The organism is Pediococcus sp., from assembly GCF_003533255.1.
Taxonomy (GTDB): Bacteria; Bacillota; Bacilli; order Lactobacillales; family Lactobacillaceae; genus Pediococcus; species Pediococcus parvulus.
This window is the reverse complement of record NZ_DOEM01000013.1, coordinates 1-25044: the sequence shown is the minus strand read 5'-3', so window position 1 is coordinate 25044 and position 25044 is coordinate 1. Positions and strand designations below refer to the sequence as shown.

The window sequence follows — 25044 nt, the reverse complement described above, 5'->3', positions numbered from 1 at the left end:
TGGTGCGGTTTGCTTATTTGTATGTGCGGGTGTATGATGTTAAGGTTATGTTTATAGCTGTGACTTCTCAGAATTGCAGGATAAAAGGACGGATTTTCTTTTGGATTCTGAAAGAAGCACGATTTCACTAGGAGGAAAATTATTTGAAGTTTACAGATTTCGATTTATCGGATGCGTTGCAAAAGACCATTCAAGAAAGTGGTTATGAAACGCCAACCCCGATCCAGGAACAAACAATTCCCCACGTTTTAGCTGGCAAGGATATCATTGGCCAAGCACAAACAGGAACAGGGAAAACGGCAGCTTTTGGTTTGCCAATCCTGGAACACGTTGATGTTGATAATCCCAACGTGCAAGCATTAGTAGTCTCACCTACACGAGAACTTGCCATTCAAACGCAAGAAGAATTGTATCGTTTAGGAAGAGCAAAGCACGTTAAAGTGCAAGTCGTTTACGGTGGAGCAGATATTCGCCGGCAAATTAAGAACTTAAAGAACCATCCCCAAATTATTGTGGGAACACCAGGACGTTTATTAGATCATATTCGTCGTCATACAATTAAATTAGAAAATGTCCAAACCTTAGTGCTTGATGAAGCAGATGACATGTTGGACATGGGATTTTTGCCTGATATTGAATCTATTATTTCTGAAACACCTGACAGCCGTCAGACATTGTTATTCTCTGCTACAATGCCTCCAGCAATGAGAAAAATTGGTGTGAAGTTTATGACTGATCCAGAACAAGTTATCGTTAAATCAAAAGAATTAACGGCTGACTTGGTTGATCAGTATTATATCAAGTCAAAAGAATTCGAAAAATTTGATATGTTAACCCGTGTTTTAGATGTTCAAAATCCTGCTTTGGCACTGGTATTTGGACGAACAAAGCGTCGTGTGGATGAAGTATCTCGTGGATTAGAAATGCGCGGATACAATGCTGCTGGAATTCATGGTGATTTAACCCAGCAACGTCGTTCTAGTATTTTACAAAAATTTCGAAATGGTGAAATTGACATTTTAGTTGCAACAGATGTTGCGGCTCGTGGATTGGATATTTCTGGAGTTACTCATGTTTATAACTATGATATTCCTCAAGATCCAGATAGTTATGTTCATCGAATTGGCCGTACAGGCCGTGCCGGAGCACATGGTGTTTCAGTTACGTTTGTGACACCTTGGGAAATGGATTACCTCCGTGAAGTTGAGAAATTAACTAAGAAACGGATGTTACCACTTAAACCACCAACAAACGACGAAGCCTTCCAAGGCAGAGTTGCAATTGCTGAAAAGGAAATTGAGGATCTTGTTTCTAAGACTCACGAAGACCAATTTAGTGATCAAACAAAAGAATTATTGGAAAAATACACGCCAGAACAATTGGTTGCTGCCTTATTAAGCAGTAAAACTAAGGCTGATTCTAGCCAAGTTAAGGTTCGTATTACACCAGAACGTCCTTTGCCTAAACATAAGGGCGGTAAAGGCGGAAATTATCATGGTAATGGTCATCGAGGTGGCGGTTATCGTGGTAACAACAAACGTCGTAGCAACAGTAGTAGCAGCTACCGTGGCAACCGTGATAACAATCATGGTAAGTCATCTGATCGTAGCCATGGCAACTACAAGAAAAACAGTGGTAGCAGCAATAACAGCGGAAACCGTCATTCTTCATCCAATAGTAAATTTACAATCAGAGAACATAACTAGTTAGTTCTTCTTGAAGGTGATTTGCGTGATCAAAATAACTCTTCTGAATTTCTGCAAATGTAGATTTTCTGCAGGGTTATTTTTTTGATCTCTAAGTGAATATTGCTCACCTTACTTTGAGAAAGATGAGTTTTACTTATTCAACGCCACGTTTTACACTTAAAAGGTGGATGTGATACTTATTGAAGTATGCTTCGTGAGATTTGTTGATTAAGGCGTATTTATAAAATAGGGATCTGTTAAAATAAAGGTAACTTAAATGTGGAGATGAGCCTATGATTTACGGAACGGGGATCGATTTAACTGATATTGACCGGGTTTTCAAAGTGCAATCAAACCTTCCCAAATTTGCGGAACGGGTTTTAACAGATAAGGAACAGAACCTATATCAAAAATATACGGGAAAACGAGCTAGTGAATTTTTGGCAGGTCGTTTCTCAGCAAAAGAAGCATATAGCAAGGCTTATGGGACAGGATTGGGTGCTGAAGTTGGGTTTCAAGATGTTGAAATTTTGGATAATCCTTCCGGTAAACCAACTGTGACGAAACAACCATTTACAGGAATTGCGCATATTTCCATTTCACATACTGAACATTATGTAATGACACAAGTGATTTTAGAAGAAAGAGGATAAATTGTCTTATGAACACAGGAACTCATCGACCAACGGTTATCAAAGTGGATGCACAAGCAATCCGACAAAATATTAAACAAGAATTGGGACGCTTGCAACCTGGAAATGAGTTATTTGCGGTGATTAAGGCTAATGGTTATGGTCACGGATTAACTCATGTGGCGCGTTTTGCCTCTGAAGCGGGGGCAACTGGTTTTTGCGTGGCAATTTTAGATGAGGCATTGGAGCTGCGGGAAGCTGGTTTTAACCAACCAATTTTGGTATTAGGTATTGTGGAACCAAAATATGCACAAATTTTGGCTGATCAAAAAATCTCCGTTGCCGTTGGTAGTCAGCAGTGGCTAGAGGAAGCAAACAAAGTGTTGTGCGGTGATTCGGTGGTTCGTGTCCATTTTGCATTAGATACTGGTATGGGACGAATTGGGTTTCAAGAACCTGTTGAACTAAAAGCGGCGGTTGCCTACTTAAAAATGCATAGTGATTGTTTTTTGTTTGAAGGTATTTTTACTCACTTCGCGACTGCAGATGAACTGGACGATCACTATTTCAATACACAGGTTGCACGTTTTAAAGCGTTTATGGCTATTTTGACCAAAAAACCGCGCTATGTTCATGTTGCGAATTCGGCTACTAGTTTGTGGCATAAAGCTTGTGAAGGAAATATGATTCGATTTGGAATTGCTTTATACGGTATGAATCCTTCAGGACGCATGATTAAAGAACCCTATGAATTACAGCCCGCATTGGCGCTAACTTCTGCGTTGGTTTTTGTGAAATTATTAAAAAAAGGACGTTCAGTTAGTTACGGTGCCACGTATACGGCGGAGGAAGATGAATGGATTGGGACGGTACCGATTGGTTATGCAGATGGCTATCCCCGCTGTTTGCAAGGATTTCATGTTTTAGTAAATGGTCATTTTTGTGAAATAGTAGGGCGAGTTTGCATGGATCAATTGATGATTCGATTGCCAAAACACTATGAAATCGGAACAGAAGTGGTTTTGATTGGTAAAAGTGGCGATAAGGAGATTTCGATGGTGGATGTTGCGGAAAAATCTGGAACGATTAATTATGAAATTGCTTGTAGATTTTCTTCACGGATTCCACGAAACTACTTAAATGATCATGAATCTTAATAAATTTATTACCATTTAGCACGGAAACGTGATATAGTAATGGTAATTCATGAATAACGACGGGAGTTTTGATCATGGAAAACATTCAACAGAACCAGGCTATAACTAATGACGGAAAAGCGACGATAAGCCGGTTACAGGCGTATTGTGATTTATTTGGCGTTAATCAAGAGACAGTTTCTGAGGATGTTGTAGAGACTTATTTTGCTGATCATCAATTTGACCGCGTTCAAGCCTTGATTGAGGGGTATGAGACAATGGCTAGTTTAAACGAGCAAATTGTCCATGAATTTCAGGCTTGTGATGATGAGTGTTATAACGAGTTTCTAAGAAATTAATAATTAGAGGTGACAATCGCAATGAGTGATGCCAATATTAAACGTGGCGACATTTTTTATGCGGACTTGTCTCCTGTAGTTGGGTCGGAACAGGGTGGTATGCGCCCTGTTTTAATTATCCAAAACAATATTGGTAATCACTACAGTCCTACTGTGATTGTCGCAGCAATTACTGCGAAGATTCAAAAACCAAAAATGCCAACCCACGTTGGAATTACAGCTGCAGAGACAGGGGTTGAACGTAATTCAGTTATTTTGCTCGAACAAATTCGAACGATTGATAAGCAACGACTTAAAGATCGTGTGGGAGAATTGAAATCTGGAAAAATGCTCGAAGTTGATAATGCCTTAAAGGTAAGTATTGGCTTAACTGAAAATATTCAACGTACATAAAGATGTTTGATCTATTACACATAGGACAGACTAAAAGGGCTAGTGCCAAGCAAGTTGGTCACTAGCCTTTTTATTTTGATTTTTTTGGAGGGAAACTATTGGAAATTAAATTAGAGCGTGTGTATACAAAACCAGTTGATGAATCTGGGTATCGAATTTTAGTGGATCGTTTATGGCCGCGAGGCATTTCAAAAGTTAACGCTAAGTTAGATTGGTGGGCAAAAGAAATAGGACCAAGCACCGAATTAAGAAAATGGTTCGGGCATGATCCTGAAAAATTTAGTGAGTTTGCCGAAAAATATCGCTTAGAACTAAAAAAAGCTGAGTTTACAGCAGAATTTATTGAAAAAGTACAGACAAAATTAAAAACACAAGATGTTATTTTTATTTTTGGTGCCAAAGATGAACGCCATAATCAAGCGGTTGTTCTTAAAAAATATGTGGAAACTCAATCAAAAAAATAGGCCATCTGATAGTCCGCAACAAAAATACCATTAAGGAAAAATTCATCTTTCAAAATTCCTTCAATTTTGAATCCGTGTTTTTTATAAAATTGAATGGCTCCGGGATTGGTTCCTAAGGCGCGCAGATGAATTTTGTGGACGCCAGATTCTTTTGCAAAGTGTTTGAAATGTTCCAACAATTGTCCGCCAATTCCCACAGATTGCTGTTGAGGGGAAATGCCAATTCCAAAAGTCCAAGTATATTTTGAAGCTGCCTTAGAGGTAGCCGGGTGAAAATCGATTGCACCCACTGGTAGATCATTGAGGACAGCGACAATGGTGTCCTGACTGGAATGGTCTTCAAGGTAAGCCTGAGCGTCTGGATAGGAGACGTTTGCAGGTGTGTTATTTGAATCCCAAATTTCATTTTCCATTTGGTAGAGTGTTTCGGCATCGGAATCACAAAATGGCCGAATCATTAGTGAATTTTTCATAGGAGCCTCCTGAATTACAGATGATTTTATGATATCATAAAAAGGTTCGTGGTTCGCAATTATCCCACACAAAAAAACTAAGGAGGTATTTCTTATGACCAATCATCGGACGAAATCCTGGATTATTAATGCAATGGTAGCCGCATTGTACATTGTTTTATCATTATTAGTTGGTATTTTAAATTTAGCTTCAGGAGCTATTCAATTTCGGATTTCTGAAGGGCTGAACCACTTGGTCGTCTTTAATAAAAAATATATTTGGGGAATTACGGCGGGCGTATTGTTGTTTAATGCGTTTGGGCCAGGTAATTCGATCCCTAATGTTATTTTTGGGACGGGACAAACATTGTTGGCTTTGCTGGTGGTAGGCTATGTCAGTCCCCGGCTGCCAAAAATGTGGCAGAAGATGGCGTTAAATACGGTTTTATTCACTGTTTCGATGTGTTTAGTGGCATTAGAGTTAAAGTTAACGCTGAATTTACCATTCTGGTGGACATACTTTACAACTGCTGTTTCAGAATTAATTATCATGACCATTACTGCACCAATTATGTATTACTTGGATAAAGTGGTGCACTTCAATCAACGTATTGAAGAAAAGTAAATTAACAGTTATTTTTATATGGTTTAACTGTTTAAATCCACAAACTAAAAACAAGCTGAGATGAAAGTTACTTTTTCTCAGCTTGTTTTTAAATTTTCAATTAAATTCGATCATATGATTGCAAATCTTCAATTTCAGGGACGCGGAATTCTTTACGTTCCAAGTTGTCTACAATTCGATCTAATTTTTTCTTGCCTACCTCTGATGGTAAAGTGAACAATGTACGATGAACCAGCTCACCACCCTGAGCGTCTAGTGACATCACACTAGCGATTGATGTGTATTTTGTAATGATCTTGGCCATAGAAGCTAAGTCGCCACGTTCGCCGCTTGAAACGACTGTTAAGACATAGCTACCAACGTTCACGTTCCAAGATTGTGACAACATGTCCAAAAGACGGGCGTGGGTCAAAATACCATAGAAGTGGTTGTTGTCATCTAAAACGGTGATATAAGGCAAATCCTTAATTGAAAAGAACACATTAAAAAATGCTGCGTTAACTGAAATGAACTTGGTGGCATTTTTTAATAAAGTTGTCACAGGAAGGCTCATATCGCCACCCCGAGACTTATGACGATAAATATGCATTTTGTAAATATTTCCGCGGAATAACTGACCAGTTTCATCTAAAATAGGTACACAACGAAAGCCAGAATCCTCAAGAATTTTTAGTGCTTCTTCCAAAGTAGCGTCTTCACGCACTGTGGTTAAACGTTCCTTTGGTTTAACAAGTGATTTTAAGAGCATATAGCATCCCTCCAACTGAATAAGTAGTCTTCACAAGCTTAATGATAGCATGTTTTCAAAAAGAGTGCGATAGAATAACGAGACTTCTCACTATTTTATCACACTCTTTTAATGTTTGGTTGAGAAGCAACTAGAAAACGATAACTGGTGTTCCCAATGCTACGAGTTTGTAAACCTTTGGCATCACAGATGGTGGCGTATTAATGCATCCATTTGAACCGTGCGTCTTGTACCAAGTACCACCAAACGTTGGTTGCCAGGAAGCATCATGAATTCCAATCCCAGTGTCATCGATTGGCATCCAGTAGCTAACCTTAGTAGCATATTTGGTTCCATCTAATTCTGATCCCTTTAAAGTTGCGTTACGTTTCTTTGCCCAAACGGACCAAACGCCGGTTGTTGTTGTTTGTTTGGGTGGTAAGCCAGTAACGACGTTTGTCTTAAGCTTTAATTTGCCGTTGACATAGATAAACATCTTTTGGTTCTTTTTATCGACTTCAACATACGTATTGCCAATAACTTGTTCCTTCGTATTGTAGCCCGTTCCTTGAACAATTGGTTGCCGTGTAAAATCTTTCCCCTTTAGGATTTCTGCAGTAAGGGCCGCCGTTTCATCATCGACTTTTAAGCTCCATCCATAAAATCCACCACTTACCGTAACAGTTCCACGTAATGTACTCTTGAATGTCTTCTTTTTGCCATAGGTCCGGTACTTGGTATTAATTTTCGAAACGTAAGCTTTAACTAAAGTTGAGTTTAAACTGAGCTGACCATTTTTGTAAGTGAGCCATTTTGCAATTTCACTTTTTGGAATTGCAAATTTATAACCACCGACATTATAGTTTGCTTTTTCATTTATAATGGCATTCGTTTTTTTTGCGATTTTAGCATCTGAACCAGTTGTGACTGACGCATAAACGGCTTTGGTAATCGGGAGAGTAGTTGCACCAGAGGCTAAAGCTTTTTTTAGTTTGGAGGCTAGTTTAGCGGCATAAATTTTGTTTCCTTGCGTTCCATTACTTAATTTGACTTGACCATTTGTAATGGTCAAAGTGCCGTTCTTACCCGCTGTTCGAGTCTTATTTAATTTAGTGACTTCTTGATTGACCAACTTTGTGAATTGTTTTGAATTCTGAGTTGTGGTTAATTTAGTGGTTGAGCTGGCCTGCACAACATGCGCTAAATGAAGTGGCCATGACCAAACTGACTGTTTGTTTAAAGTAGTTTTTAAGGCCGTGGTTGATTTCAACTTCAAACCGACTTGTTTTGTATTGAAGCTTGTTAGAGTTTTACCATTTTGGGTAATGGAGAATTTACGATTGGTCAGCTGATTTGTGATGGTAGTGGATGCTTGTTGCACCGTTTTATTACCCACATTTATTCCCGCCACCTTAGTGTTAGGCAAAAAGCGATTGTTGGTAGCAAAGTAATAACTGCCGATCCCATAAACAACGGCGATAAGCACGATGAAAATGCTAAGTACTCGCCAATTGCTTTTAGATTTGTGTCTCATTTTGTTCCTCCTAAATTGTGTTCATGTATTAATTGTATAATTCAAGATACTGCAAAAGGAAAGAAACTTCAATATAAGAATTATATGATAGGTAAAACTAAGCAAACAAAAAAAACAACAATTCACATCATGGAAATTCGCGAATTGTTGTTTTTCAATTACTCAGAAGTAATTATTACCTTTACTTCTCTAAGTTAGCTAAACCGTCTGTCAAAACTTGTTTTAAAGTTTTTGCAGAAGCAGCCATCTTTTGTTTTTCGTCAGCATTCAATGGTGATTCGATGACACGTACCAAACCTGAACCATTGATAACAGCTGGTGTACCGATGTAAATGTCTTTTAAACCGTCATATTGGCCGTCCATGTAAGCACCAACAGGGAGAACAGCATTTTCATCACGTAAGATTGCTTTAGAAATCCGAGTCAAGGCAGTTGCAACACCATAGAATGTTGCGCCCTTCTTGTTGATGATTTCGTAAGCTTTGTTACGAACGTCATCTTCAATCTTAGCAAGATCATCAGCTGAAACGCCTTCTTCTTTAGCAATTTCAAGTAATGGTTTTGTACCAATTGTAGCTGCTGAATAACCAGCAAATTCTGAATCACCATGTTCGCCCAAGATGTAAGCATCAACAGAAGCAGGTGAAACGTTGAATTTCTTACCAAGTGCCACACGTAAACGAGCAGTATCCAATGAAATTCCTGAACCGATAACCTTTTCCTTAGGGAAACCTGAGAATTTCCATGTTGCGTAAGTCAAAATGTCAACTGGGTTAGCAGCAACTAAGAAGATACCGTTGAAGCCTGAGTCAACAACTGGTTTAACGATTGTTGATAAGATCTTCAAGTTCTTGTTCACGAGGTCTAAACGAGTTTCACCAGGTTTTTGAGGAGCGCCGGCTGTAATAACAACTAAGTCAGCATCCTTGCAATCTGAATATTCACCAGAATAGATCTTCTTTGGTGAAGTAAATGGAGTTGCGTCTTCAAGGTCAAGTGCGTCTCCTTGAGTACGTTCCTTGATAACATCAACAACAACAAATTCCTCAGCAATTCCTTGTTGAGCCATTGCAAATGCAAAACTTGAACCTACAGCGCCATCGCCGACTAAAACAACTTTTTGATGATTTGGTGTATTAGACAAAATATAACATCCTTTCAATTTATGATTTCAGCTACAAGTATAACACGTTACCCATTGGTTTCGCATTCACTAATTAAACTTTTCACAAAATTAAATTTAGTCGGTTTCACTAATTATTTTTTCAGTGTGTTTGAGGTTACAAAACTGCAAGCCATAAGTGAATATGCTACAATTGATTAATCAATCAAACGGAGTGCTGAACGGATTATTTCTGTTCGGCTATTTTGTATTTTTGCCACAAATTGGAAAGAAATTAGGAGAGTTTAGATAAACATGAAAATGATCGTTGGATTAGGGAATATTGGTACACAGTATGACGAAACAAGACATAATACTGGTTTTATGGTTGTGGATCGACTAGCAGGTCTATATCACACAACATTTTCTAAACACCAAATGGAAGCAAGTTTGGCAACCACACAGATTAATGGTGAAAAGGTTTTGTTGGTAAAACCTTCCACCTATATGAATGAATCTGGCCGGGCGGTTCGTCCTTTGATGGATTATTACAAAATTGACATTAAAGATTTGATCGTGGTTTATGACGATATGGATTTACCAGTTGGTAAAATTCGTTTTCGTCAAAAGGGTGCTGCTGGTGGACACAACGGCATAAAAAGTTTAATTGCCCATTTAAAGACTCAAGACTTTGACCGCTTAAAAGTTGGAACAGATCATCCCCAAAAGACAACGGTGGTTAATTACGTATTGAGTAAATTCACGGCCACACAACAACCTTTGTTTGATGAAAGTGTTGACCAAGCTATCAAAGGTCTTGAAGACTGGGTTCACGGAATGACAATTGCAGATTTGATGAATAAGTATAATTAGAAAATCAGAAAGGAGATCCATAATGGAGATTCAGGATTTCTTTGCCCAAAGCGATGGGATTCAACAAGTTTTAAAAGAAGCTCAACCGAAAAAACGGCAATTGGTTACCGGCCTTGTTGGATCTGCAAGAACCCTTTTATTAAGTGAGTTGCTTAAAAAGAAGCAGGTTCCTATTTTAACAGTTTCAGATAATCTTTATCATGCCCAACAACTTAGTGATGATTTACAAAATGTTCTTGATGACACCCAGATCTATCTCTTTCCTGCTGAAGAGACACTTGCGGCTTCAGCTGCCACAAGTTCTCCAATTTATCGAGGTCAACGGACTGAGTTTTTACAAGCACTTTTGAGTAATAAACCAGGAGTGTATGTGACTTCCGTATCCGGGATTCGCCGTTTCTTACCACCAAAAAAAGTGATGAAACAGGCCGTGGTGGATGTGAAGGTTGGGGCGGAATTTGAGCTTACCCAATTGGAAGATCAATTAATTGATATGGGCTATGTGCGCGAAGAAATGGTGGCTCGCCCAGGAGACTTTGCTGTTCGGGGGTCAATTGTTGATATTTATCCGCTTGACACGGAATACCCAGTTCGAATTGACTTTTTTGATACTGAGGTTGACTCGTTAAGATATTTTGATGCTGAGAATCAACGCAGTGTAGAAAATATTGATGAAAGTCTTATTTTGCCGGCCACAGACTTTATTGTGACTAGAGACATGCTACAAAAGGGGATCCAGGTTTTTCAAAAGGCCGTTGAAAAAGAAAAAAAACATTTAAAAAGTGATAATGATTTACAATTATTGACAGAAAAATCCACTGATATTCTTGATCGTTGGCAACAACGGGATGTTCGGCCTGATGATATTGTGTTTACGGATTATTTATATGACAGGAAAAGTACGTTGTTAGATTATATGGCTAATTCTGGTGTACTGGTGATGGATGATTATTCACGGATTCTAGAAGCCGAAAATGATTTGCAAGATGATGAAGCCGAGTGGGTTGCTGATAAACTTAAAACTCATGAAGTAATTTCAACACAAAAGTTTGGTTTTGAGATTCGAACGTTAATTAAAGAAAATGACCAAGCACAAATTTTGTTATCTCTATTTCAAAAGGGACTTGGTCGTCTGAAACTAGATAAATTAACGGATCTTCGTACCCGTGCCATGCAAGAATTCTTTGGTCAAATGCCAGTGCTAAAAACGGAGATGGATCGATGGCACAAACAACAGCAAACCGTTGTTGTTCTGATTCAAAAAAAGGATCGGTTAGACAAAGTTAACGAAACACTGAGAGACTTTGAAATTGACGCAGTGGTTGCTCATGGAAAGACGATTCATGCCCAAACCGTGACCATCATGCAAGGTGAATTAGCAAGCGGTTTTGAATTCCCAGACGCCAGCTTGGTGATTGTAACTGAGCATGAATTGTTTGCAAAAATTCCCAAAAAACGACCTAAACGGCAAAAAATGGAAAATGCGCAACGTCTAAAGAGTTACACCGAACTAAAACCAGGAGATTATGTTGTTCACGTGAATCATGGAATTGGGCGCTATACAGGGATGACCACGCTATTGGTTGATGGGGTGCATCAGGATTACATTACCATCCAGTATTCGGGAAGTGGTAAACTTTTTATTCCTGTGACCCAGTTAAACTTAGTACAAAAGTACGTAGCGTCTGAGGGCAAAAAACCTCACTTAAATAAATTAGGTGGCAGTGACTGGGCGAAAACTAAACGTCGAGTTGCTGCAAAGATTGAAGACATTGCGGATGAGTTGGTAGAACTTTATGCGCAACGAGAGGCAGAAACTGGATATGCGTTTTTACCTGACGATGACTATCAACATCAGTTTGAAGACGATTTTGCCTATACAGAAACACCGGATCAATTGCGCAGTGTAACAGAAATTAAACGTGATATGGAACGCGCGAAACCAATGGATCGGTTGTTAGTAGGAGATGTGGGTTATGGTAAGACGGAAGTAGCCCTACGTGCAGCTTTTAAAGCAATCGAATCAGGAAAACAGGTGGCTTTTTTAGTGCCAACAACAATTTTGGCACAGCAACATTATGAAACAATGATTAACCGGTTTAGTGGTTATCCAATTTCTGCTGGTGTGCTTTCTCGGTTCCGAACCAAAGGCCAAATCAAGGAAACATTGACAGGTTTGAAAAATGGTACGGTTGATATTGTGGTTGGCACACATCGATTACTGTCAAAAGATGTGAAGTTTCAGGATTTAGGCTTGCTAATTATTGATGAAGAGCAACGATTTGGTGTGAAACATAAGGAACGAATTAAACATCTGAAATCAGACGTGGATGTTTTAACGTTGACTGCAACCCCGATTCCTCGGACCTTGAACATGTCTATGATTGGAGTACGTGATCTTTCTGTGATCGAAACACCGCCAACCAATCGGTATCCCATTCAAACCTATGTTATGGAGGAAAACGCCGGTGCGATTCGGGATGGCATTCATCGCGAAATGCAACGGGGTGGTCAAGTCTTTTATTTGCATAATCGGGTTGAAGATATCGAAGAAACGGTAAGTCAGATTGAAGCGCTGGTACCTGAAGCAAGTGTGACTTATATTCATGGCCAGATGTCTGAAAAACAAATGGAAGACGTTTTGTATGATTTTGTGCAGGGCGAATATGATGTATTGGTAACCACCACAATTATTGAAACTGGTGTCGATATCCCTAATGTAAATACGCTATTTGTGGAAAATGCGGATCACATGGGATTGTCGCAGCTATATCAATTACGTGGTCGAATTGGACGCAGTAGTCGAGTGGCCTATGCTTATTTCACTTACAAACCCAATAAAGTTTTGACTGAGGTTAGTGAAAAACGGTTGGAGGCCATTAAGGATTTCACGGAATTAGGTTCAGGATTTAAGATTGCTATGCGAGATTTGTCAATTCGTGGTGCCGGTAATTTATTAGGCAAGCAACAACATGGATTTATTGATTCTGTCGGTTATGATTTATATACGCAGATGTTATCTGATGCGGTCGCCAAAAAGCAGGGTAAATCAGCGAAGGTTAAGACGGACGCAGAGGTTGAGCTTGGCATTGAGGCTTATTTGCCAAGTGATTATATTGAAGATCAACGACAAAAAATTGAGCTTTATAAACGCATTCGCCAAATTGAAAGTCAAGATCAGTTTGTGGAAATTCAAGAGGACTTGATTGACCGGTTTGGAGAATATCCAATTGAAGTAACCAACTTATTGGCGGTTGGTCAGATTAAAATGTTGGCTGATGAAGCCTTGATCGAAAAAATCCAGCGCCAAAAAGACGATATATTTGTGACACTTTCCGCGCGAGCTACGCAAAAACTTCAGCAGGCAGATATCTTTGAGGCTTTGTCGGCCACCCAATTACGAGCTATGGTAAACATTGATAATGGTAAGATGCAGATTAAACTGGTTATTCAGCCTGCAATGAAAGAAAAAGATTGGTTAAAACAATTACAACAGTTTGTAGAAGCTTTAATAAAAAAAGTGGCGTAAATTTAGGAGGGAACTCCCGTGCAAAATAAAAAAATGAAGACTGTTATGCAAGGAGCGTTTATCCTAACGATTGCGTCATTAGTGGCGAAGGTTCTTAGCGCTATTTATCGAATTCCGCTGCAAAACTTAGTTGGCAATACTGGTTTTTATGTCTATCAACAAATTTATCCCATTTACGGAATTGGAATCACCTTTGCATTGAGCGGTTTTCCAGTTTTTATTTCAAAATTGATTGCAGAACAAGATTCAGAAGCTCAGAAAGTTAAAGTGGCTCGCCAATCTTTTTTAATTTTAGGTCTGATTTCCCTTGCCCTTGTGGTATTTTTGTTAATTGGAGCACCTGAGATTGCCCATGGAATGGGAGATTCCGGGTTAACGCCAATTATCAGATGTGTATCGTTCATGTTTGTTTTTATGCCTTTTTTAGCGGTTGGTCGGGGATACTACCAAGGTGTTTTTCAGATGGTACCTACTGCTCGTTCGCAAATTATGGAACAGGTTGTGCGGGTAGCTGTCATTATTGGTGTTGCCTATACAGCGGCACATCAAAATTGGGATGTCTACAAAATGGGCACTTGGGCAATGTCAGGTGCCGTGATTGCGGCAGTTGTTAGTACGCTATACTTTTTAAGACTTTTCCGTGTGAAAATTTTTGTGCCAATACAAGGCTTGTCAAGACAGCCACTTATTTCCGGAAGTTATGGAAAATTGACTAAACGTTTTTTCGTGGAAGGTGGCACGATTTGCCTGTTTGCGGCAATCATCATTTTATTACAGCTGATTGATTCATTTTCTGTAAAAAATGGATTGGTCGCGCAAGGTTTATCTAATGGTGCAGCTAAGTCGTTAAAAGGGGTGTATGATCGAGCTCAACCGCTTGTTCAGCTTGGCTTAGTCATTGCAACCTCGTTTTCAACGACCTTATTACCATCGCTAACCAAGGCGGTGCAAAACCGCAATCAATATGATTTTAAACGGACTGCTCAATCGATGTTTCATATTTGTTTAGCTATTTCTACTGCGGCAACTGTAGGAATGGTGACGTTATTGCCACAAATCAATCAGATTTTGTTCGGCAATACCGAAGGCACAATGGCTATTCAGATTTACGTTGTGGCTGTTATTTTGGCCTCACTAATTGCGACTTATAATAGTGTTTTGCAGAGCCTAAATATTTTTCGGCCTGCCATCTTTGCCTTTACAATTGGCTTGGTTGTCAAACTTGCCTTAAATCAAATTGCAGTCGTGAAGTATGGAATTGACGGTGCTAGTTGGGTTACCGTGTTGAGTTTAGCCGTCATATTGGGATGTATGCAAGTAAGAATTCCCGCCTATTTAAAAGGTAAATTGCATCTTGGATGGCAATTCTTTGGTAAACTGACAGTTGCAAGCCTAGTGATGGTTGTTAGTGTTACGTTAATGCGTTGGGGGTTGTTAAGCCTATTGCCAGATCTCAATCGAATTGGATTGAGTTTAGTGGTTATCGTGATTGTTTTGGTAGGAATTTTGGTGTTCGCGACGATGTCAATTGAATTACGATTGTTCACCATAAGGGAGTGGCTGACGATTCCGTATGGTAAGAAACTGTTAAAGAAATTAATTAAGTAGGTTTATAAATAAAAGAAATGAGGAAAAATAAATGCGATTGGACAAATTTTTAAAGGTGTCAAGAATTATTAAACGTCGCTCTGTTGCAAAGGAAATTGCGGATCAAGGAAGAATCTTGATTAATGATCGTACTGCTAAATCGTCAACTGATGTTTCAGTAAATGATCAAATCGTGATTAAATTTGGTAATAAAACATTAACGATTCGGGTAGACGCTTTGTTAGAAACAACCAAGAAGGATGATGCAGAGCGGATGTACACCATTTTATCTGAAGATTACGCACAAGATTTTCGAAAATAGATTTCTGGTTTTGTTATAACCAAAGGCAGATCAGTACTAGTTTATTTTGGGACTGGCTTTCCACTTTGTGGGAGTTTAGTCCCTTTTTTAGTAGTTAGGAAACCACTTACAAAATTTAATGAATTCTTTCCAACAAATCCATAGACACTGATATAAGAGCTTGTTATAATTGCCTTTAGAGATGTTTAAAATTTGGGGACGGGGGTTGTGTAAATGGCAAGTAACGTGAACGGGTCACAGCGTAATTTAACCAAAACAAACGAAAAAATCAGAAAAATTCGTACAACTCGACTGCACCGTTTTTATATCATTATGGGAATTTTCATTGTATTTGTTGGTATTTTTGGCTTTCAAATTATCCACACTCACTATCAACGAGCGGCTGTGGATCAACAAATTCAGACTAGTAAATCACATTATTCTGCGGCAAAAGCAGAAAATAAGACGCTAGGTTTGCAAGTGAAACAATTAAATGATTCCAATTACTTACAAAAATTGTTGAGAGAAAAATACTATTATAGTAAATCGGGTGAAATAATTTACAGTTTACCTTCGGATCATTCATCCGATGTCAGTCAAAATTAATTGAATTTTTTAGAAGTGGTTATCTTTTTCGAGTGCGTATTCTCACGGAAAAGATGATCACTTTTTGTTTAAAAATTCGTTTAGGATATACTCGCACTTGCATTCATGTGGTGCTATACTTATTACACATAGTCTAAGGAGGAAGTACTTTTTTATGGCAATTGAAGTTGGGTCAAAGGTATCTGGCAAGGTTTCGGGAATTACTAATTTTGGTGCGTTTATTGATTTAGGCGATCACAAAACCGGATTGGTTCACATTAGTGAAGTTTCCAATGGATTTGTGAAAGATATTCATGATGTTTTAAAGGTCGGCGATACAGTCACCGTTAAAGTACTAACAGTTGGCGATGATGGCAAGATTGGTTTGTCAATTCGTAAAGCTGAGGAACAACCAGCTCCAGCGCATCATAATCATAACCAAAGTAGTCATTCAAATCATTTCGAACATGAGGCTAGTTCACATCGTTCTTCAAAGCCAAGTTCTCATTATCAAGGCCATTCAAACAAGCAACATGACGATCCCAAAGATTTTGACTCTTTGTTATCAGGCTTTTTGAAAGATAGTGAAGTCCGGTTAACAACTTTGAAACGTAATACTGAAGGCAAACGCGGAGGTCGCGGAGGTCGTCGAAGTTAATTAAATAAAATAAAGTGAGAAGCCCGTTACAAAACAAACGTTTTGGTCGGGCTTTTCTTCAAATTAGAAGGTGAAATTTAATGGCCATCCAATTACAAAAAGCTTTTGATTTAATCATCAGGCAGTATCATGTAAAGCCAACGGATTCAGTTGTTGTGGGCGTTTCAACTGGGGTTGATTCTATGGTGTTATTAACATTGTTAGAAAAGTTACCGGTGAGCTGCCGACCAAAAATAATTGTGGCCCATGTGAATCATAAATTAAGGGAACAGAGTACAGAAGAACAGATCTTTATTGAAGCCTATGCACGTAAACACAACTTACAATTGAGAATTAAAGTTTGGCCATTAAGTCAACATCCGGACACGGGGATTGAAAACGCGGCTCGAAAGGTGCGTTATGATTTTTTTGCAGAAGTCGCGCAAAACCTGCAAGCTCGTTTTTTGTTCACTGCTCATCAAGCGGACGATCAAGCTGAAACCTTTCTAATGAAATTAGTTCGGGGTGGCGCACTACAGCAATTACAGGGGATTGGTTCGAGAGACTTAACTAAGACAACGAAAATCGTACGGCCACTATTATCTTTTTCAAAAGAAGAAATTCGTGATTTTGCAACGTCTAGACATTTGAAGTGGTATGAAGACCAAACCAATACAGATGAAAGCTTCACGAGAAATCGAATGCGCCATGAGATTGTTCCCCGGCTTAAGCAAGAAAATCCGCAATTTCTGAAACATGTTCAAAGCTATGAATCTCAGTTACAGACGTTAATATTGGCCACACGGCAGTATGAAGAAAAGATTGTCAAGAATCTACTAATTGATGAAGGGTACAAAGTTCCAGAGTTTTTATTATTAAGTGTGGAATGGCAGAGCTTAGCTTTAGAGTTCATTAGTAATAAAGAAGTGGGCAAAGGATTAGTTTCTAAAAAACAACAGACAGAAATTCTACAACTTCTTGGTAATTTGAAAAAACCATCGGGGAAAATTCAAATTAATTCACAGATGTGGTTTGTGAAAGCATACGACAAATTTAGTTTTCAATTGATTTCAAAAATCCATAAAAAGACGCTGATAACGCGGAATTCTATGTTAATATTGAATCAATGGCATTTGATTGAAAGCTTTGGTCAGGTTGCTGTATTTGAAGCTGACAAATACTCAGGTAAGGTGACTGATTTGCAACAAACAATGCAGCTTAGTCAAAACCAATTTAGCATGCCACTTTCTGTGCGCCCGGCTAATAGGCAAGATCAGTTAAGATTGAAAACTGGTGGTCATAAAAAGGTACAACGTGTTTTAATGGATGCCAAGGTTTCTAATTGGCAAAGAAAAGGGTGGCCATTGCTGGTAGACGGGAATGGGAAACCAATTTGGTTATTAGGCCTTCGTAAAAGTTGGCTTGAGAAAACGTTTAAGGTAGAAGAATCTAAGTATTTCATAATCTGGAAACCCAATAATCTGGAGGAATCAAATTGATGAACGATGATATTGAACGTGTTTTATATAGTCAAACCGACATTGCTGATGCCTGTGCACGGTTAGGCAAACAATTATCAGGTGACTACGAAGGTAAAGTTCCTGTAGTCTTGAGTGTGTTATCTGGAGCAGTATTTTTCACAACTGACGTCATGCGACAAATGAATACATACACTCAGTTAGATTTTATTGACGTTTCTAGTTATCATGGTGGTACAAAGTCTAGTGGTGAAGTTCAATTGGTGACGGATATTAGTCGAGACGTAAGTGGCCGTGATGTGCTTATTATTGAAGATATCGTGGATACAGGTCGAACTCTCAAATTTATTATTGATCTTTTGAAAGATCGCCATGCAAAAAGTGTGAAAGTCTGCACTTTATTGGATAAACCAACCGGTCGTGTGTTGGAAGCTAAGGCAGATTATGTGGGATTTGTAGTCCCTAATGAATTTGTGGTTGGGTATGGCTTGGATTATAAAGGTGAGTATCGTAACTTGCCATACGTCGGTGTTTTGAAGCCCAAAATTTATATGGATAAATAATTGGTCAAAATTGGTCAAGTGTGATATTATCTATCTATCGAAGGCTAAGCACACGTTTGCTCACCGTTCGTAAAACCATCAACAAGGAGGATTCCAATGAATAAAAAAGGGAATAACAACGGACTTGTTAAAAATAGTTTGTTTTACATCGTTGTTTTCTTAGCTTTGGTGGGCATTATTTATTTTGTCACCGGTCAAGGAAGCAGTACACAAACGGCATCTATTTCTTCAAGCCAATTTGTGTCCCAATTACAAAAAAACAAGGTTAAGAGTTTTGTCGTACAGCCAACTAATGGTGTTTACAAGATTACTGGTAAATACCGTACAGCGCAAAAAGGCAGTGCTCAATCTGGTTTATTCCCGGCGTCAACTTCAACTACTAAAGTTGAAAGCTTTACAACATCTGTTTTGCAGAATGATTCAACAACTGCACAGATCACGAAAGCTGCGCAAAAGGAAAATGTCAAAATGGACACAAAACCAGAAGCTTCTAACAGTTTCTGGGTACAATTATTAATTACTGGTTTACCACTGTTAATTTTCATCGTCTTCTTCTACATGATGATGAGCCAAGCAGGTCAAGGTGGCGGTGGTAGTAAGGGTGTAATGAACTTTGGTAAGTCGAAAGTCAAGCCGGCCGATAAAAAGGCTAATAAAGTTCGTTTCTCTGATGTTGCGGGTGAAGAGGAAGAAAAACAAGAGCTTGTTGAAGTTGTTGAATTTTTGAAAGATCCTCGAAAGTTCGTGTCATTGGGTGCTCGTATTCCATCTGGTGTGCTTTTAGAGGGGCCTCCTGGTACTGGTAAAACATTGTTGGCAAAAGCGGTAGCCGGTGAAGCAGGGGTTCCTTTCTACTCCATTTCTGGTTCCGATTTCGTTGAAATGTTTGTTGGTGTTGGGGCTAGTCGTGTGCGTGATTTGTTCGATCAAGCCAAGAAGAATTCACCTTCTATCATTTTCATTGATGAAATTGATGCTGTTGGTCGACGTCGTGGAAGCGGCGTTGGTGGCGGTCATGATGAACGTGAGCAAACTTTGAACCAGTTACTGGTTGAAATGGATGGATTTACAGGGAACGAAGGCGTCATTGTTATGGCGGCTACTAACCGTTCTGATGTTTTGGATCCAGCTCTCCTTCGGCCAGGTCGATTTGATCGTAAGATTTTGGTTGGTCGTCCTGATGTTCGTGGTCGTGAAGCTATTCTGAAAGTTCATGCTAAGAACAAACCACTTGATAAAAATGTTGATTTGAATGAGATTGCCAAACAAACTCCAGGGTTTGTGGGTGCTGATCTTGAAAACTTGTTAAATGAAGCTGCTTTACTTGCGGCAAGACGTAACAAAAAGATTATTGATGCTTCAGATTTGGACGAAGCTGAGGATCGAGTTATTGCGGGACCTGCTAAAAAGAATGCAGTTGTCAGTCCTGAGGAACGTAAGGTTGTGGCTTATCATGAGGCGGGCCATACAATTGTTGGCCTTGTTTTGAATGATGCCCGTGTGGTTCATAAGGTTACCATTGTACCTCGTGGTCGTGCTGGCGGTTATGCCATCATGCTTCCTCGTGAGGACCAAAACTTAATGTCTAAGAAAGATGCTATGGAACAGATTGCCGGTTTAATGGGTGGTCGTGCTGCTGAAGAAACAATCTTTGATTCTCAATCGTCAGGTGCTTCCAATGACTTTGAACAAGCCACTGGAATTGCTCGTGCTATGGTTACTCAGTACGGGATGAGCGATAAAATTGGTCAGGTTGAATTATCAGCTCCAGGTCAGTCATACTATGGTGAAAATGGGCCAGCATATTCTGAAAAGACGGCCGCAACCATTGATGATGAGATCCGTCGTTTGACTGAAGAAGGTCATCAAAAAGCACTGGATATTATTGCTGCTCACCGTGAACAACACAAGATTATTGCTGAAGCTTTGTTGAAATATGAGACATTGGATGAAAAGCAGATTTTGAGTTTGTATAAAACGGGAGAAATGCCTTCTAAGGATGGTGCTTCAGAATTTCCAAGCGAAAAAGCGGCAACGTTTGAAGAATCTAAACGTGAGTTGGAACGTAAGGAAGCTGAACGCCATGCTGATGATGATGATGGCGATACTAGTGATTCGGACTCTAAATTAGAAGCTCCTAGTGAACATGATGAAGATTCTACTAGCAATACTGGTAGCAATCATCGTTTACCAAGTTCACATGATGATTCGAGCGATTCACAAGATCATGATTCTAATGATCATACGAATTTGTAAAATTGAATCTGAAATAAAGGTTTATAAAAACAGCAAATTTAGTAAGGAACTTCCTTATTGGTTTGCTGTTTTTGAGTAGTTAGGGGTTGGTTTCGATTACAAGATGTGTGAAAATGTAAGACGGTAAAAGAAAACTTGAGGAGAAAACATGAAAGATTATTTAATTAAAAGTATTATTAATGATGGCATGTTTCGTGCTTATGTGGTGAACGGTACAAACTTGGTTAAAGAAGCGCAGAAACGCCACGATACATGGAGTGCAGCGACGGCAGCATTGGGACGTTCTTTAGTTGGTACGGTAATGCTTGCATCTTCGTTGTTGAAAGGTAAAGAAAAATTAACGGTTAAAATTAATGGTGGTGGCCCAGTCGGGGGGATTGTGGTTGACGGTAATGCGAATGGGACAGTTAAAGGTTATTTGAAGAACCCACATGTTTCATTGCCTTTGAATAGTAAACATCATATTGATGTTGGTAAGGCTGTTGGTAATCAGGGAACGTTTTCAGTTACTAAGGATATGGGATTAAAAGATCCGTTCACGGGAAATGTGGGATTGGCATCCGGAGAAATTGGGGACGACTTTACTTATTATTTAGCGCAATCCGAACAAATTCCTTCTTCAGTGGGTGTTTCAGTATTTGTCAACCCTGATGAAACGGTTGAAGTAGCCGGCGGTTTCATGATTCAAGTGATGCCTGGAGCGAGTGACGAAGCAATCGATCGTTTGCAAACTACTTTGAATGATCTACCATTAGTTTCTGATTTATTACGGCAAAAAAAGACACCAGAGGACATTTTGAAACTTCTGTTTAAAGATGATAAAGTGAAAATTTTAGATAAGATGCCAGTTTCATTTGAATGTGATTGTTCAAAGGATCGTTTTGCGGCGGCCATGTCGAGTTTACCATCTGACGAAATTAAAACGATGATTAAAGAAGATCATGGTGCTGAGGTCACTTGTCGGTTTTGTGGGAATAAGTATCATTACAGTGAAGTTGAACTAAAAGCTATTTTACTTAAGTCACAAAGCTAATTTTTATTTGGGTGACTATCAGTTATGTGCTATTATAAATTTCATGACTGACTTTTAGTAAGATAATTGGCAATGATCAAGATAAAAGCTAAAGTGGATTTATCAAATATGTAGATGAGGTGACAAAATGGAATGGCAAATTGGCGATGTTAAGATTCCTAACCAACTAGTCGTGGCCCCTATGGCTGGTGTTACAAATTCAGCTTTTCGGTTGATTTGTAAAAAGTTTGGTGCAGGCCTTGTTGTTTGCGAGATGATCTCTGATCGTGGAATCATGTACAAAAATAAAAAAACATTAAGTATGATGAATGTGGATCCTCACGAACATCCAATGAGTATTCAAATTTTTGGCGGTACTAAAGAGACCTTAGTGGAGGCCGCTAAATTTGTGGATCAGCATACAGCTGCAGATATAATTGATATCAACATGGGCTGTCCAGTTAACAAAGTTGTGAAAACTGAAGCAGGCGCACGTTGGTTGTTAGATCCAAATAAAGTTTATGAAATGGTTTCTTATGTGACAGATGCGGTTAAAAAACCGGTCACTGTGAAAATGCGGACAGGATGGGATTCTGATCATATTTATGCGGTTGAGAATGCTTTGGCTGCCGAACGAGCTGGCGCTTCAGCTTTGGCGATGCATGGTAGAACCCGGAAACAAATGTATACGGGTCATGCGGATTGGGATATTTTGAAACAAGTTTCTGATCAATTAACTATTCCATTTATGGGTAATGGTGATGTTAAAACAGCTGAGGATGCCAAACGAATGCTGGATGAAGTTGGGTCTACAGCTGTGATGATTGGTCGCGCAGTTTTGGGTAATCCTTGGATGTTGCACCGTGTTTCTGCTTATCTTGAAACTGGCGAGTTAATCGATGAGCCGCAACCAGCAGAAAAGATTCGAATTGCAAAGGAACATTTACATGGCTTGGTGGAACTAAAGGGTGACTATGTTGGTCCGAGAGAGTTCAGAACGCAAGCAGCGTATTATCTGAAGGGAATTTCTCATTCGGCGAGAACTAAGGTAGCACTTAACAATGCAGAGTCCGAAAAAGAGATGGATGACATATTTGATCGCTTTGCAGAGCAACAACAAGAGCGGGCAATTAAACGTCAACAAATGGCAAGGTAATCGGTACTTGCTTTTTTAGTGTAAAATAGGCATCATGGATACGTGAGACTAATGGTAGAGGAGGATTTTTTCAGTGGCACAAAAAGAGCAAGACATGAACGATCAATTGAAAGTTCGTCGTCAAAAAATGCAGGATTTAAGAGATAAAGGGATTGATCCGTTTGGACATGCGTTTAAACGCACACATCTAACTAATCAATTGCATGAACAATATGGTGAGCTTTCAAAAGAAGAATTAGAAGAAAAGGATGTTAAGGCAACCATTGCAGGCCGCATGATGTCTAAACGTGGAAAAGGTAAGGTTGGTTTTGCAGATCTTAAGGATCGTAAGGGGACCATGCAGATTTATGTTCGTAAAGATACTGTTGGCGAAGATGAATATGCCCTTTTTAAACAAGCTGATATTGGCGACTTTATTGGTATTACTGGTGAAGTAATGAAAACTGATATGGGTGAGTTGACAGTTAAAGCAACTGATTTAACTTTCTTAACTAAGGCGCTTCGTCCGCTTCCAGATAAGTATCATGGTTTACAAAACGTTGAACAAATTTATCGTCAACGTTATTTAGACTTAATTTCAAATGATGATAGTTTTGACCGCTTCATGAAGAGAACCAAGATTATCAGTGCAGTTCGTAAGTATTTAGATGGTTTGGACTATACAGAAGTTGAAACCCCAGTACTCCACTCTCAGGCTGGTGGTGCTAATGCGCGACCATTTATTACTCATCACAATGCGTTGGATATTGATTTGTATCTTCGGATTGCGTTGGAATTACATTTGAAACGTCTGATCGTTGGTGGCATGGAACGCGTTTATGAAATTGGTCGTGTTTTCCGAAATGAAGGAATGGACACGCGTCATAATCCTGAGTTTACAATGCTTGAAACTTATACTGCTTATTTTGATTTTCATGATGTGATGGATGAAACTGAAGGCATTTTTAAGGCAGCTGTTAAAGCAGTTTCACCAGATGGTAAGATCACATTTCAAGGAACTGATCTTGATTTAGGTCAGGATTTTGCTCGTATGCACATGGTAGATGCAATTAAGAAGTATACCGGTGTAGACTTTTGGCCAAAGATGAGTTTGGAAGATGCGCGGAAGTTAGCTGATGAACATAAAATTCATTATGAAGATTGGTGGCAAGTAGGCCATATTATCAATGAATTCTTTGAACAATTAGTTCAGGATAAGTTAACCCAACCTGTATTTATCTACGGTCATCCTGTGGAAATTTCACCATTGGCAAAGAAAAATCCTGATGATGAACGGTTTACAGACCGATTTGAGCTTTACATTAAAGGCAATGAGTTTGCTAATGCTTTTACTGAGCTAAATGATCCAATTGATCAACGTCAACGTTTTGAGGCACAAGTTAAAGAACGTGAACAGGGTAACGATGAAGCTGAAGGCATTGACGAAGACTTTATCGAAGCTTTGGAATACGGGATGCCACCAACAGGCGGTTTGGGTATTGGAATTGATCGATTAGTTATGCTATTAACTGATGCGCCATCAATTCGAGATGTGCTTTTATTCCCAACAATGCGTCCAGATAAATAGAATAGAGCCATTTAAACAAACTATTGCAATTTTTTTGCAAATAGTTTGTTTTTTTATTTTACTATTTATAATATTTGAAAGCTGATAATTTAATGACAGGTTTGCTTAAAATGGAAACAAGATGTTGTGGTGAATACAAATTGTTCGGATCTGTGTGAGTTTGTTTAATGAATTTTGGCTCTGAACTCGAGAAGGTCGAATTTTGGTGTTGACCAATCGGGTATTTTTTGGTTATACTAGTACACGTTGTTTAGAAAGACATCATGTCCAACAAAACTTGTAAAAAAAGTTTTTGTTGACGAACTTAATTCAAAATGCTATTATTATATAGCTGTCGAAAATTGAATTTATCTTTTGGAACAGCCTAGTAGACCTTTGAAAACTGAAC

The 25044-nt window shown here is 38.9% G+C and carries 23 protein-coding genes and 1 riboswitch; of the genes, 19 read left to right on the top strand and 4 right to left on the bottom strand.

The features are described 5' to 3' along the window. Positions 1-143: 143 nt before the first annotated feature. The 6 genes from cshA (at position 144) to DD627_RS03810 (ending at position 4672) form a co-directional block, all read left to right on the top strand. Positions 144-1706, top strand: a complete 1563-nt coding sequence (cshA, locus tag DD627_RS03835) for a degradosome RNA helicase CshA (protein ID WP_057783580.1) — start codon at positions 144-146, stop codon at positions 1704-1706. 275 nt (positions 1707-1981) lie between these two features. Further along, positions 1982-2341 (top strand): holo-ACP synthase, encoded by a 360-nt coding sequence (acpS, locus tag DD627_RS03830; RefSeq protein ID WP_260274579.1) that lies wholly within the window; start codon positions 1982-1984, stop codon positions 2339-2341. Positions 2342-2349: 8 nt separating this feature from the next. Continuing rightward, positions 2350-3477, top strand: coding sequence for an alanine racemase (gene alr, locus DD627_RS03825; RefSeq protein WP_068806884.1), 1128 nt, complete (start codon positions 2350-2352; stop codon positions 3475-3477). Between the two features lie 74 nt (positions 3478-3551). Then, complete coding sequence (locus tag DD627_RS03820) at positions 3552-3815, top strand: hypothetical protein (RefSeq protein ID WP_057783574.1); 264 nt, start codon at positions 3552-3554, stop codon at positions 3813-3815. 21 nt (positions 3816-3836) lie between these two features. Then, entirely contained in the window at positions 3837-4208 is a 372-nt protein-coding gene (locus DD627_RS03815) for a type II toxin-antitoxin system PemK/MazF family toxin (RefSeq protein WP_057783572.1), read from the top strand. A 98-nt stretch (positions 4209-4306) separates the two neighbouring features. Then, positions 4307-4672: a DUF488 domain-containing protein gene (locus DD627_RS03810; protein WP_260266778.1), complete on the top strand. Its 366-nt coding sequence runs from the start codon at positions 4307-4309 to the stop codon at positions 4670-4672. On the opposite strand, the gene DD627_RS03805 is transcribed toward DD627_RS03810, so the two are convergent. Then, on the bottom strand, positions 4657-5145 hold the full coding sequence (locus tag DD627_RS03805) for a GNAT family N-acetyltransferase (protein WP_068806892.1): 489 nt from the start codon (positions 5143-5145) through the stop codon (positions 4657-4659). The two genes, DD627_RS03810 and DD627_RS03805, sit on opposite strands and share 16 nt — an antisense overlap. A gap of 42 nt (positions 5146-5187) precedes the next feature. Continuing rightward, positions 5188-5232: riboswitch (PreQ1 riboswitch) on the top strand. 7 nt (positions 5233-5239) lie between these two features. Between DD627_RS03805 and DD627_RS03800 the strand changes: the two genes are divergently transcribed. Next, entirely contained in the window at positions 5240-5749 is a 510-nt protein-coding gene (locus DD627_RS03800; protein WP_057783568.1) for a QueT transporter family protein, read from the top strand. Positions 5750-5849: 100 nt separating this feature from the next. On the opposite strand, the gene cbpA is transcribed toward DD627_RS03800, so the two are convergent. The 3 genes from cbpA to DD627_RS03785 form a co-directional block, all read right to left on the bottom strand. Next, complete coding sequence (gene cbpA, locus DD627_RS03795) at positions 5850-6497, bottom strand: cyclic di-AMP binding protein CbpA (protein WP_057783566.1); 648 nt, start codon at positions 6495-6497, stop codon at positions 5850-5852. A gap of 130 nt (positions 6498-6627) precedes the next feature. After that, positions 6628-8010, bottom strand: coding sequence for a L,D-transpeptidase family protein (locus DD627_RS03790; protein ID WP_260274578.1), 1383 nt, complete (start codon positions 8008-8010; stop codon positions 6628-6630). Positions 8011-8191: 181 nt separating this feature from the next. Then, complete coding sequence (locus DD627_RS03785) at positions 8192-9154, bottom strand: L-lactate dehydrogenase (protein ID WP_057783563.1); 963 nt, start codon at positions 9152-9154, stop codon at positions 8192-8194. Between the two features lie 273 nt (positions 9155-9427). Between DD627_RS03785 and pth the strand changes: the two genes are divergently transcribed. The 12 genes from pth to lysS all read left to right on the top strand — a co-directional run bounded on the left by pth (position 9428) and on the right by lysS (position 24656). Further along, positions 9428-9985, top strand: a complete 558-nt coding sequence (gene pth / locus DD627_RS03780) for an aminoacyl-tRNA hydrolase (protein ID WP_057783561.1) — start codon at positions 9428-9430, stop codon at positions 9983-9985. Positions 9986-10007: 22 nt separating this feature from the next. Further along, the gene (gene mfd, locus DD627_RS03775; RefSeq protein WP_260274577.1) at positions 10008-13514 is read left to right on the top strand and encodes a transcription-repair coupling factor; all 3507 of its coding nucleotides are present in this window, start codon (positions 10008-10010) and stop codon (positions 13512-13514) included. Positions 13515-13532: 18 nt separating this feature from the next. Beyond that, entirely contained in the window at positions 13533-15122 is a 1590-nt protein-coding gene (locus tag DD627_RS03770) for a polysaccharide biosynthesis protein (protein ID WP_375710186.1), read from the top strand. Positions 15123-15153: 31 nt separating this feature from the next. After that, a complete protein-coding gene (locus DD627_RS03765; protein ID WP_057783557.1) occupies positions 15154-15423 on the top strand; it encodes an RNA-binding S4 domain-containing protein in 270 nt (89 codons plus the stop codon). A 213-nt stretch (positions 15424-15636) separates the two neighbouring features. Beyond that, entirely contained in the window at positions 15637-16008 is a 372-nt protein-coding gene (locus DD627_RS03760; protein ID WP_057783555.1) for an FtsB family cell division protein, read from the top strand. A gap of 154 nt (positions 16009-16162) precedes the next feature. Further along, positions 16163-16645, top strand: coding sequence for a S1 domain-containing RNA-binding protein (locus DD627_RS03755; RefSeq protein WP_057783553.1), 483 nt, complete (start codon positions 16163-16165; stop codon positions 16643-16645). Positions 16646-16725: 80 nt separating this feature from the next. Next, positions 16726-18123: a tRNA lysidine(34) synthetase TilS gene (tilS, locus tag DD627_RS03750; protein ID WP_260266774.1), complete on the top strand. Its 1398-nt coding sequence runs from the start codon at positions 16726-16728 to the stop codon at positions 18121-18123. Further along, positions 18123-18665 carry a hypoxanthine phosphoribosyltransferase gene (gene hpt / locus DD627_RS03745; RefSeq protein WP_057783549.1) on the top strand — a complete coding sequence of 181 codons (543 nt, stop codon included), beginning with the start codon at positions 18123-18125 and terminating at the stop codon, positions 18663-18665. Before tilS ends, hpt begins: the two co-directional genes overlap by 1 nt. A 96-nt stretch (positions 18666-18761) precedes the next feature. Next, positions 18762-20921 (top strand): ATP-dependent zinc metalloprotease FtsH, encoded by a 2160-nt coding sequence (gene ftsH / locus DD627_RS03740; protein ID WP_260274576.1) that lies wholly within the window; start codon positions 18762-18764, stop codon positions 20919-20921. A 148-nt stretch (positions 20922-21069) separates the two neighbouring features. Beyond that, positions 21070-21954 (top strand): Hsp33 family molecular chaperone HslO, encoded by an 885-nt coding sequence (gene hslO / locus DD627_RS03735; protein ID WP_057783545.1) that lies wholly within the window; start codon positions 21070-21072, stop codon positions 21952-21954. 127 nt (positions 21955-22081) lie between these two features. Further along, positions 22082-23089 (top strand): tRNA dihydrouridine synthase DusB, encoded by a 1008-nt coding sequence (gene dusB / locus DD627_RS03730; protein WP_057783543.1) that lies wholly within the window; start codon positions 22082-22084, stop codon positions 23087-23089. A 94-nt stretch (positions 23090-23183) separates the two neighbouring features. After that, positions 23184-24656 (top strand): lysine--tRNA ligase, encoded by a 1473-nt coding sequence (gene lysS / locus DD627_RS03725; protein ID WP_147206719.1) that lies wholly within the window; start codon positions 23184-23186, stop codon positions 24654-24656. Positions 24657-25044: the final 388 nt, after the last annotated feature.

Excerpts from the sequence above, each read along its gene's own strand:
- acpS (WP_260274579.1), top strand. The coding sequence starts at position 1,982 with ATGATTTACGGAACGGGGATCGATTTAACTGATATTGACCGGGTTTTC.
- alr (WP_068806884.1), top strand. The coding sequence starts at position 2,350 with ATGAACACAGGAACTCATCGACCAACGGTTATCAAAGTGGATGCACAA.
- DD627_RS03820 (WP_057783574.1), top strand. The coding sequence starts at position 3,552 with ATGGAAAACATTCAACAGAACCAGGCTATAACTAATGACGGAAAAGCG.
- DD627_RS03815 (WP_057783572.1), top strand. The coding sequence starts at position 3,837 with ATGAGTGATGCCAATATTAAACGTGGCGACATTTTTTATGCGGACTTG.
- DD627_RS03805 (WP_068806892.1), bottom strand. The coding sequence starts at position 5,145 with ATGAAAAATTCACTAATGATTCGGCCATTTTGTGATTCCGATGCCGAA.
- DD627_RS03800 (WP_057783568.1), top strand. The coding sequence starts at position 5,240 with ATGACCAATCATCGGACGAAATCCTGGATTATTAATGCAATGGTAGCC.
- cbpA (WP_057783566.1), bottom strand. The coding sequence starts at position 6,497 with ATGCTCTTAAAATCACTTGTTAAACCAAAGGAACGTTTAACCACAGTG.
- DD627_RS03790 (WP_260274578.1), bottom strand. The coding sequence starts at position 8,010 with ATGAGACACAAATCTAAAAGCAATTGGCGAGTACTTAGCATTTTCATC.
- pth (WP_057783561.1), top strand. The coding sequence starts at position 9,428 with ATGAAAATGATCGTTGGATTAGGGAATATTGGTACACAGTATGACGAA.
- mfd (WP_260274577.1), top strand. The coding sequence starts at position 10,008 with ATGGAGATTCAGGATTTCTTTGCCCAAAGCGATGGGATTCAACAAGTT.
- DD627_RS03765 (WP_057783557.1), top strand. The coding sequence starts at position 15,154 with ATGCGATTGGACAAATTTTTAAAGGTGTCAAGAATTATTAAACGTCGC.
- DD627_RS03760 (WP_057783555.1), top strand. The coding sequence starts at position 15,637 with ATGGCAAGTAACGTGAACGGGTCACAGCGTAATTTAACCAAAACAAAC.
- DD627_RS03755 (WP_057783553.1), top strand. The coding sequence starts at position 16,163 with ATGGCAATTGAAGTTGGGTCAAAGGTATCTGGCAAGGTTTCGGGAATT.
- tilS (WP_260266774.1), top strand. The coding sequence starts at position 16,726 with ATGGCCATCCAATTACAAAAAGCTTTTGATTTAATCATCAGGCAGTAT.
- hpt (WP_057783549.1), top strand. The coding sequence starts at position 18,123 with ATGAACGATGATATTGAACGTGTTTTATATAGTCAAACCGACATTGCT.
- ftsH (WP_260274576.1), top strand. The coding sequence starts at position 18,762 with ATGAATAAAAAAGGGAATAACAACGGACTTGTTAAAAATAGTTTGTTT.
- hslO (WP_057783545.1), top strand. The coding sequence starts at position 21,070 with ATGAAAGATTATTTAATTAAAAGTATTATTAATGATGGCATGTTTCGT.
- dusB (WP_057783543.1), top strand. The coding sequence starts at position 22,082 with ATGGAATGGCAAATTGGCGATGTTAAGATTCCTAACCAACTAGTCGTG.
- lysS (WP_147206719.1), top strand. The coding sequence starts at position 23,184 with ATGAACGATCAATTGAAAGTTCGTCGTCAAAAAATGCAGGATTTAAGA.